Annotated in this window: 2 protein-coding genes; both read left to right on the top strand. The window is 35.3% G+C overall.

Going from position 1 to position 912, the window contains the following annotated elements; translation table 11 throughout:
* A partial coding sequence (locus ES677_RS15160) for an ISAon1 family transposase (protein ID WP_246124601.1) occupies positions 1–667 on the top strand: 667 nt, incomplete at its 5' end.
* Between the two features lie 3 nt (positions 668–670).
* Positions 671–912, top strand: a 242-nt coding sequence (locus tag ES677_RS15155; protein WP_148381736.1) for an ISAon1 family transposase N-terminal region protein, incomplete at its 3' end; no start/stop codon positions are given.

Raw genomic sequence — 912 nt, 5'->3', positions numbered from 1 at the left:
ATTGACGAAACAGCATTATCCAAAGGGGGAACTCTATACCATTATTACCAACAAAAAAGCAAAAGGGAAGAAAGGAGCAATTGTAGCCATATTTTCAGGCACCAAAGTCGAACCTATTGTAGAGCAAATGCTAAAAACACCAATAGAGAAAAGAATTAAAGTTTTAGAAATTACTTTGGATATGGCAAACTCTATGAAGACTATTGCTAAAAGATGCTTCCCAAAAGCAATACAAGTAACAGATCGTTTCCACGTACAGAAACTTGCTCTAGAAGCATTACAGAATATTAGAATAAAACACAGATGGGAGGCAATAGATCTTGAAAACGAAGAAATAAAACAAGCTAGGACATTTAAAAAAGGCTATCAACCACGGATTTTTACTAATGGCGATACAAGAAAACAACTTTTAGCAAGAAGCAGGTATCTACTTTACAAAGCACCATCTAAATGGACAGGAAATCAGTATCAAAGAAGCAAGATATTATTTAATGAATATCCAGATATTAAAATCGCTCACAACTTAATGCAAGAACTTCGAACTCTCTTTAATACAGCCAGTTCAATTAAATTAGCACATTGGCATAATCAGGTAGAGAAATCTGGGTTTAAAGGGATCAAACGTAAAACTTGGGGAGAAACTTTATCTTTGACAAAAACAGATTAGATCTTGAATATAAAATTAGCACAGTATTTGTTACCGGAAGGCGTTATGGATTATTTTGAAATTGTAGACCATAAATCATCAGAAGGTAAGGTTCATTTTTACCTAGAAGAAAAGAACGTGCTGCCCAAGGAGTACCAATCAGAATTAGCGCAATCCAAAGGCTTCTTGCCTGAGATAACCGTTGAAGATTTCCCTTTAAGAGGCAAATCGGTACTGCTCCATATAAAGCGTAGACGATGGACTCT

Source organism: Bizionia gelidisalsuginis (assembly GCF_008086185.1).
GTDB classification, from domain to species: domain Bacteria; phylum Bacteroidota; class Bacteroidia; order Flavobacteriales; family Flavobacteriaceae; genus Bizionia; species Bizionia saleffrena.
This window is presented reverse-complemented; position numbering and strand designations above follow the sequence as displayed.